3 protein-coding genes and 2 pseudogenes are annotated in these 9786 nt (G+C 47.4%); all 5 read right to left on the reverse strand.

Going from position 1 to position 9786, the window contains the following annotated elements:
• A pseudogene (locus BUB11_RS26270) lies at positions 1-437 on the reverse strand (DNA polymerase III subunit alpha); the annotation flags it as partial.
• Positions 438-473: 36 nt separating this feature from the next.
• On the reverse strand, positions 474-5435 hold the full coding sequence (locus BUB11_RS26275; RefSeq protein ID WP_073033580.1) for a leucine-rich repeat protein: 4962 nt from the start codon (positions 5433-5435) through the stop codon (positions 474-476).
• 215 nt (positions 5436-5650) lie between these two features.
• On the reverse strand, positions 5651-8461 hold the full coding sequence (locus BUB11_RS28990; RefSeq protein WP_073033582.1) for a winged helix-turn-helix domain-containing protein: 2811 nt from the start codon (positions 8459-8461) through the stop codon (positions 5651-5653).
• 224 nt (positions 8462-8685) lie between these two features.
• A pseudogene (locus BUB11_RS26730) lies at positions 8686-8832 on the reverse strand (transposase); the annotation flags it as partial.
• Between the two features lie 176 nt (positions 8833-9008).
• Positions 9009-9786, reverse strand: a 778-nt coding sequence (locus BUB11_RS26290) for a helix-hairpin-helix domain-containing protein (RefSeq protein ID WP_486598922.1), incomplete at its 5' end; no start/stop codon positions are given.

The raw sequence follows: 9786 nt of genomic DNA on the forward strand, positions 1-9786 counted from the left end.
AGCATTCGGATGACCGTCGGGTCGTCATGACCCAGGATGTCCAGCTTTAAGAGGTTGGAATCAATGGAGTGATAATCAAAATGGGTGGTTATAATGTCCGAATTGGAGTCATCGGCAGGATGTTGAACGGGGCAAAATTCAAAGATTTCTCGTCCCTTCGGCACGACGATGATTCCTCCCGGGTGCTGCCCTGAGGTTCGTTTTATCCCGGTGCAGCCTTTGGAGACTCTCAGAGTTTCTGCCTTGTTTACGGTACGGCTTTTTTCCTCATAATATTTTTTCACGTAGCCGAAGGCTGTTTTTTCGGCGATAGTACCGATGGTTCCGGCCTTAAAGGTTGTACCCTTGCCAAAGATGACCTCTGTATATTTATGGGCCTTGGCCTGATATTCTCCTGAGAAATTCAAGTCAATATCCGGCTCTTTATCCCCATTGAAGCGAAAGATTGATAATGGCGCGCCCACCTTTTTCCTCTATACATCTGCCAATTCTCTAAGCATCTGCTCAATTTCCTTGCCGACCACGGCCTCTCCGCCAAAGATAACCATTTCAGCTGGTTTTCTGGACTCGAGGTACTCCATTATCTCTTCAGGAAGGTTCTTATCCGTCAGGATAATCGGAGCCTTATATTTAGCCGCATAGACGCTGCCAGCCAAAGCATCTGAAAAATTGTTCCCGGTGGCTATGCAGACGGTCTGACTCCCTAAATTGAAGTATTCCGCTACGGCCAGAGAGGTCGTAAAACAGTCAGCGCCGCCGATCCTTACGATATCCTCCGCCGCCAAATTGGTAAGCCGGGCCGCTTGAATTTCCACGGCTGGGCTGATTGCTCCCTGCAGTCCGATGATATAAATTTTATTCGGCTTAATCGCGGCGATCTCCTGACTCACAGCTTCATCAATCCCGTCTTTTTGAACTAAGAGAATGGGAAACTGGTTTTGTGCTGCAATACTGCTGACAGCCAAAGCGTCGGGGTAGTTTTCTCCGCTGACCAGCACCACCGGGGTTCCTGTCTTGACCTTCAATTGTTCCGCTATTTTAACAGCGGTATCATAACGGGTTTCACCGGCTATTCTGGTAATGTGATTAAAGCCGCTATTTTGTATTTTCTCCTCTATCCTGCTGGGGACAACGGCGGTGCCGCCCAGGATATAAACCGTTCCTTCCGGCTCCAAATTGGATTTCAGGTAATCTATGACCTTTTCCTGATCTGCTTCCAAGCTACCTACGAGGAGAATGGGAGCGTCAAGCTGATAGGCCAGGACGCTTCCTGCCAAAGCGTCCGGATAATTATCGGCTGTGGCTAAAACAGCATTGCTTGCCTTATCCGGGTAAGTTGCCTTGGCAACGGTCAGAGCCGTTTCAATGTTACTTTGCCCCGCAAATCTTAAAAGCGTAGGAGCAGCGATGACCTGAGCTTCCGGGTACTTGTTGTAGATATTGTAGAGGAATACCGTCACTTCAGCGCGGGTAACAGACGAACGCGGATTCAGCTTGTTTTCGCAGCCTTCTACCAATCCTGCATTAACCATAGCAGCCAGGCTATTTGCCGCATATTCGGCGATATCTCCTTTATCGCTGAATTTCTCCAGAACTGTGTTGTTATCTGCCGCTTTCAGCCCTTTATATTTCTCAAGAGCGCAGGCGGCCAGCACAACCATGTCCTGCCTGGATATGCTTTCTGTTGGATTGAACCGGTTGGTTCCACTGCCTGCAGCGATTCCCAGCTTTTTGGCAATGCCCACAGCGTCATAATAGTAAACACCAGGCTTTACATCATCAAAGTTATCCGTGAAGTCGGCCGTAAGTCCCAGAGTATTTACCAGCAATACCATGTAATCGGCTCTGGTGATGTTTGCACTTGGGGAAAAAACATCCTTGCCGGTTCCGCTGATTATGCCCTTGGAGGCCATGACCTCGATGGCCTTTCTTGCCCATTCCACACCAGCAAGGTCGCTGAAGGTCTTAGGCACATAGGCCACTGCGTAATGACTGAAATGGGTGGTAAAGAAGGTTACGGTTCCGGTCGCCGGGTCGTAATGGCCGTTGGGTACGGAAACCGCATTACCGCTGCCGTCGATGTACCAGATGACGATGCTTTCGGGATTCGCCAGCTCCGCCGCTGTCGGCGTGTAGGGTATGGAAACCGTTACCGGAGCGTAGGGATTGTTCCAGTCGGTCCGTTCGCCATCGACTGACAGCGTGAGCTGTACTAACGGTCTGTTACCTACGGCGGCTTTTACATCCACTGGCAAACTGGCTTTATCTCCCTGACCGATGGTGATTTCCGCCTTATTTCCGCTTGCTCCGGAAACGCCTGTCAGCATATTCGACGGAACTGTCAGCACGCCTGTACCAGTATTAACCGTCAAGATGCCTTGCCTGTCAGGCGTCGACAGAGAAGGAACCGGTATGCCGACTGAATAGGTGTCAACGTCGGAGATTGAGGGCAGCGTGATAACATTCTCGCCTGATGTGAGACTTCCCTGAGAGCTTACGTCTAAAAATGCGCTTCCGGTATTCTTATTGACTGTGACCGGGAGGGCCGTCTTCGATCCGTTGCCTGCGACAATATCCGCCTTATAGGTCGGCGTCGAAGAACTCGAACCGCCACCGCCTGTGGAACCGCCTCCCCCCCCATTATAGCTCCATGCAGCTGTGACGTTCACATTCCTTGCCGGCATAGTGAAGGTGGTGGCAGCGTTGTTCGGGTTAGCAAAGGTCACACCATCACTTGAACTCCAGCCACTGAATGTGTAATTGCTGCGACTTCCTGCGTTAATGCTGACCGTCACACCTTCGACGTAGCTACCCGCACCTGACTCGGAGGCGTAGCTGCCGTTTACGGTAAGGGTATAACTTGTCACAGAGTTTTCCTCAAAGATGGCTTTTACGGTTACAGCCTCATCCGGCATGATGAAAATGTTTTCGACAATGGTTAATCCTATCGGACTGATGACCTGCCAATCCTTGAAGTGGTAGCCATCGTTCGGTGTTGCTGCCAGGATGATTTCCGTACCCGCCAAAGCCGAAGCTGGGCTGGCATTTGTTGTGCCGTGACCATCGTTTTCAACGGTGATGCTGTGGCTGACCGGGGTAGTATCTGAGCTGTCAACAATGTTGACGGTGAATATGACAGAGTTTCCCTTATCAAAGGATATTTCAAATTCGGCCTTATCGCCTTTCTCCAGCCCAAGGGTCTCCAGATAGCTGCTTCTGATAGTTATTGCGCTTCCCGTAACAACATATCCCTCAGGCGTGGTTAAAGAGGTTATGCCGTAAACCACCTCAGTCACCGTACTGGCGCTGTTCCAGGTGATGGTGGTGCTAACATCGGCAGGTTCGTTCTGATTGTAATTTACGCTTGTCAGGCTGATAGCTGCATCACTATCTTCGGCAGGGGTCGGAGTGACAGTGATACCCTGGTTCACTGACTTACTGTCTGCAGTGTAAGTGATGGTAACCGCTGTATCAGCGCTAGAAAGTGCCGTGCCGTTCGCCGGGCTAACTGTTATGCCTTTTGTGCCGAATTCAGCAAAAGCTGCTTCTTCGGTCGTACTGTCGCTCTTGTGAAGGATTACCACGAGACCGCTAAGGTCAAGACTTTCTCCTTCGGTGTAGGTAGTTTTAGCCGGCGCTGTTTTCACCGTTACCGATGTCACTGTCACGGGTTCCGATGCCGGATTGACTGTTATAGCCTGGTTCACCGACTTATTATCTGCGGTGTAGGTGATGGTAACCGCTGTATCAGCGCTAGAAAGTACCGTGCCGTTCGCCGGGCTAACTGTAATTCCTTTTATACCGAATTCAACGAAGGCTGCATCCTCTGTTGTACTGTTGCTCTTATGCAGTGTCACCACGAGGCCGGTAAGGTCAAGGACTTCTCCTGCCGTATAAGTGGTCTTGTCCGGTGCTGTTTTCACCGTTACCGATGTTACCGTCACAGGTTCCGTATCCACTGTAAACGTGCAAACATTCGAATCCTCACTTACATTTTCAGCTGCATCCTTTGCCGTGGCCTTTAAGTTATGCGTACCGTCAGTCAAAGCCGCCACCGGTGTAAAGCTCCAGTTGCCTGCCGCATCGGCGGTTGTCGTGCCTGCGGATATTTCGTCCAGAAAAACCGAAACGGTGCTCCCCGCTTCGGCCGTTCCGGTGAACGTGGGCAGGTTGGTGCTTATAGTGCTTCCGTCAACAGGAGAGAGGATAACGGGTGCGACGGGGGGCGTTGAATCCGCGATTGGCACGGCAGTGTATCCAAGGCTGTCATAGCCGGTGCCGCCGGCTGGATAATAAATAGTAAAGCCGGCTTGGCATGCTGCAAACACACTAGTGCCAAATGTGGGAGCGCTCATCCCTTTAAACGTTGCAGAGGCAAGCAAAGTACCTGAAGAGAACGCCTGATTTCCGATGGAGGTTATCCCAGCCGGGATTGTGACTTTCTGTAGAGAAAAACACCCTGAAAAAGCATTAGCACCGATGTTAGTCACCTTGTCAGGGATAGTCAACGTCGCTAAGGATCGACAGCCCATGAATGCATTACTGCCGATGGAAGTCAGGTTTTGAGGAAGATTCAGCGCTGTCAGCGGACAAAATGTAAACGCAAAGTCTTCGATGGAAGTGACACCGTCCGGAATCGTAACCGAACTTAGCGACGGGCAACCATAAAAAGCCGAATCAGAAATGACGGTCACGCCGTCCGGAATGGTTATTTCCGTCAGAGCGGCACAACTGAATGCATAAATCCCAAGAGAAGTCAGACTGTCGGGGAGGTCAGCTTCCCGCAGGGACGAACAGGTTTCAAAAGCAGATTCACAGATGGAAGTCACGCCCTCTTCAATCACCAACGACGTAATTATATTTCTTGGGATTTTGTTTGTACTTCCCCAGTTCGACGTGCCGCCGTTGCTGGAGATCGTCAACCTACCAGTTTCCGGAACAAAGGAGTAGCCATCGCCAACGACCGGAGCACTGTAGGCGGTGTAGCCGAGACTGTCATAGCCGGTGCCTCCGTCCGGATAGTAAATCCGAAAACCCGTTTTACAATCGCTGAACACGCCCTGGCCCAAACTCGGGGCAGTACTTCCGAGAAAGGTGACAGCCACCAGCCCAAAATCGCATTCAAAGGCCCAATCACCCATTGAAATTACGCTGTCGGGAATGGTAACCGATATCAGTAATGGTAATCGTTGAAAGGCACTCTCCGGAATAGCAGTCACGCTATTTTCAATGAGTAATTTTTTAACACTGCCTCTATCTATGCCAGGGTCATTCTGCCAATTTGTCGTCCCGCCGTTGCTGGCAATGGTCAATGTTTTGCTGACGGAATCAAAAGAATACCCCTCGCCGGTAATTTCGGCTGAGTATGCATGCAATGGGGTAAATCCTATTACCATGATGACAGTCAACAACAACGCGATAATTCTTTTGCTCATATTCTAACATCCCCCAATATTTACACTTCTTATTTTCGCTTTACTTTCGATAAAGTTCCGTCATATTTACTTTAAATAAGTAATCTCTAATTTGCCATGTTATTCCTTACTTTATAATTTTGTAATTGTACCAAGGTACAATTTTTTCCAAAAGAAAAAGCAACCTGTCCAAGACTATTTGAACAAAGCTGCTTTATTTGCATATGTTTCCTCACTTAAATACTGATTCCAAGCTCCCTAGCTTTGATGATCGCTTCAAGCCGATTCTTGACCCCAAGCTTTTCAAAAATCCGTGCGTTGTAATGTTTTACCGTTCTGAGTGAGATAAAAAGCTTTTCCGCTATCTCTTGATTCGAGCGTTCCTCTACAAGCTGCTTCAAAACCGCAAGCTCCCTGTCTCTCAATACGCTCAGAGCGGGTTTTTCGCCGGAGTTCGCGGCTTTGTCATGCAAGGCTGCTGCTGTATGTATTCGGATGTTCTCTTTCGTCAGCTTCAACAGATGTCTGGAATACCTGTCATATTGATCATTGCCGGTCTGCCTGATCCATGCCCGGTAATTTGCCAGCAGATCGGCCATGGGCTGACCTTCATCGACAAAGGTATGCGCATAGCCGTCCTCATAACCCAGCTTCAGCGCTCTGTGGAGTGCCTGCATCGGGTTTGAAGTCTCGCCCAGCCGATTGGAGCAAATCGCAGAAAGGCACAGGGCCTCAATTTGGCTTCCCAGCCTGTTTTCCATGATTGAAAAGTCCACAAGTCTGCTCAGTAAAATCTGTGCTTCATCTAAACGGTTAATCAAGATTAAATATCTTGTAAAAACAAAATATTCAAATTCACGGGAAGCGGAAATAGCGTCAAATACTCCAAGGCGGTTGGTAGCAATCCATTTTGCCGCACTGTCTGCATCTCCCTTGCTTATAAAAAGGCCGGCTGTGAAGACATCGAAAAAATAACTCCAGACGTTCTTCCTGTTTTCAAGGATGGCTCTGCCTGATTCTATGATGTTAAGCGCTCCGTCCAAATCACCCCTGGCTTTTTTTAATTTTGCCAGCGTAATAAAGCAGGGAATGATAATTCCGGGGTTCTTCAGTCCAGTTATTCTGCCCATGCTCTTTACCAGAGTGTTATAAACCGCATCAAGATCTCCGCGCTCGTATTGGAATTCGGCAAGTACTACGGAAAAATAGGCAGAAAAATTACCCAAGACCCTCGGCGCATCCTCAATAATGCTTTCATAGACCTCACAGACCCGACTCATTCTTCCTTTAAAACCGTAAGCTGTTTTTATAAGATACGGCTCGCCGGGATTCATCTCTCCTACAACAATAGGGGTATACAGCTTTAAATCATAAACCTTCCTGTAATATAGAAGCACAGCGGCGGCATCCATTCTGAAAACTGCGGTATTGGCACGAGCCATGGTAATATTTGCTTCAAGAAATTCTTTTTCCGCTGGTTGAAGGCCGTCTTTGATACGGTCCAGACATATTTGTGCCTTGCCGGCCCATTTTTCCGCCTTATCAAGCTGATTCTCCATGGAAAAAACCCATGACAAGCCGGTGCAGGCCTGCACGTCACTTTCACTGAGTTCTTCCGGAATACTCTCCATCCAGTTCCGCCAGGTTGAGTATTCGCCGCTCTGAGTAAGGGACAGGTAAATATCCCATACAAGTGGAAAGGCTTTCTCATATTCTTCCGCTTTTAAATAGCAGTTGATGGCGTCCCTGATAAATCCGTGCTCCTGATACCACTGTCCCGCATGGTTATAGAGCGTGCTGCGAGAAGAAAACCCCTCCTCCAGGAGCTTTGACATCAGAAACTCCTGAAAGAGATGATGGTACCTGAACCACTCATCCTCACGGTCCAGCGGAATGATGAAGCTGTTTGTCCTGGAGAGTGTACGCAGTAATTTAGCGCTTTGGGCGTTGCCAGTTACCCAAGCACAAAGCGAGCCGGAAAGTTTGTCCAGAAAAGATGTATGGACAAAGAACTCCCGGACCGCGTCGGGGCACTCCCTGAAAACCTCTTGTTCCAGCAGCCCGGTGATATTTCTGTCTTTTGCAGAAAAACCCTTAACCGACGTACAGATACTCTGACTCTCCTTTAGGGAAAAGGATGCCGCTACAAGTCCCGCCGCCCATCCCTCTATATTTTTATCCAGTAGTGCAATATCTTCCTCAGTTAATCGAATTGCCCTTTGTAAAAAAAACTCATTGGTTTCCTTCAGACTAAAGGATAGATCTCTGATACCGAGACTGATGACCGTTTCTTTAGAACAGAGCCTAGACAGTTCCTCATTTTCTTGGCGGCTAAGAATTATCATGCCAAGCTTATGAGGTAAATATTTCACAAAGTACTCTACGCTTTTTAAAATACTTGAATTATGAATCAGATGATAATCATCAATTACGAGGACAATGTTCTCAGGGATGCCACTGAAAATGTTAATCATCAGATCTACGGTAATATTGGAGGTCACAAGCTCCGCATTGACTGAGACATCCTTTAAAATTTCTTCATCCTTAAGGCATTGGGCAAGGGATGCTTTTATGTAATTCCAGAATCTTACCGGATCGTTGTCGGTCTCATCAATTGATAACCAGGCATATCTTACATCCGAATTCTCAAGAAAATTCACTACAGCCGTAGTTTTTCCATATCCTGCAGGCGCAGATACAAGGGCGAGCTTACATTCCGGCAGAAGGCCAAGCCTTTTCTCAATATTTTTTCGTTGAACTATGTTTTTGCTCAATCTTGGCAGACAGAGCTTTGTTTCAGTAATTTGAGCGGTTCGTTTTATTGCTAAATCAGGCATAAGGTCATTCTCCGCCGTACAGCTGACCTCTAAAAATCCCTCCCCGACGAGCTTCCTGCCAGGGGATGGTTTCTTGCTGTCTTGGGGTATAAGCCACAGATTACCTTTTTTTTCAGCGCCTTCAACGCGGCCTTCTGAGCAATAATAGTTCACCATTCTGCTTGTGATTCCCCATTTTTCAGCTGCTTCTTTCACAGTAAAATAGTCCATTCTGTTCACCTGCCAAAATAGTTTCGTCAAGTATCATACTTCGATATCTCGAACTCATCAATTTGTAGCAATGCACTATGTTCATCGGTCTTATCCCCAATAGCACCTAATGTATCAATCGCTTGCTATACTTCAAAAAGTCTGCCATTATCCACAACACTCATTAAATCCGGTATGGCATCTTTTCCTAATATAGCAATCCGCGAGTAAAGTTTCCGTTCTTTCTAACCTGCAGCCTTATGCAAGGCATTACCTCTCCTCTCTGAAACCTTTTGGCTTTCAATATACTGCTTCACGATTGCTGACGGCGCACCTCCAACTGTAGAGATAAAATACGAATTAGTCCATAACGTTAGCAATTTAGTGGTTAACTCCGGCTAACCGTCCCTCGACAACCTATTAAAATATTATAGCATAATCTTCCAAACCAAAAGATGAAACTTGTCCTGAGAATCCAGCAAATCCATCAGGAATTTTAAGGAAATGACTAAGCCACCGTTTTTCATTGTGTGAACGGTGGCTTAGTGTTTCAGTATTTAATCACTTATTAAATCACATCAAAAAGACTCATCTGATCACTTTCCGGAATTCCTTTAAAGCAGCCAAATTTCCGCAGTGAATCTATAGTAGCATTCCCGATCTTAGCCCGTTTCTTCACATCCTCTACGGAATTGAAGGGCTTTTCTTGGGCAGCGTTGTATAAACCTTCGGCTGCCACTGTTCCCATGCCGGATATGCTGTTGATGGGCGGTCTTAAGCCATCCTCCTCAAGGAGAAATTTTGTGGCATGGGATTTGTACAAATCAATGGGCAGGAATTTAAAGCCCCTTTCATACATTTCCAAAACCAATTCCAAGTCATCGTACATATCCTTATCCTTAGGGGTGGCAACATTACCCAGTTCCTCAATTTCCTTCATCTTGGCCTTAACCTTTTCTTTGCCGAAGATCATAAATTCAGCGTCAAAAGCCTTTGCTCGAATGGTGAAGTAGGCTGCATAATAAGCCTGGGGTATGTGCACCTTAAACCAGGCTATGCGGAAGGCCATCATAACATAAGCAGCCGCATGGGCTTTAGGGAACATGTATTTTATTTTTCGGCAGGAATCAATATACCAGTCCGGGACCTTATGCTCCCTCATTAAAGCTTCGTATTCAGCCCATTTTTCAGGGTTCGATAAAGCCTTTCCTTTACGCACCAGCTCCATGATCTTAAACGCCGTATTGGGCGGCAGGCCTTTACTAATCAAATAAGTCATAATATCATCCCGAGTACACACCGCTTCACTGAGGGTCACGGTTCCCGCATCGATTAAGTCCTTGGCA

The sequence above is a fragment of the Desulfosporosinus lacus DSM 15449 genome, assembly GCF_900129935.1.
Lineage (GTDB): Bacteria > Bacillota > Desulfitobacteriia > Desulfitobacteriales > Desulfitobacteriaceae > Desulfosporosinus > Desulfosporosinus lacus.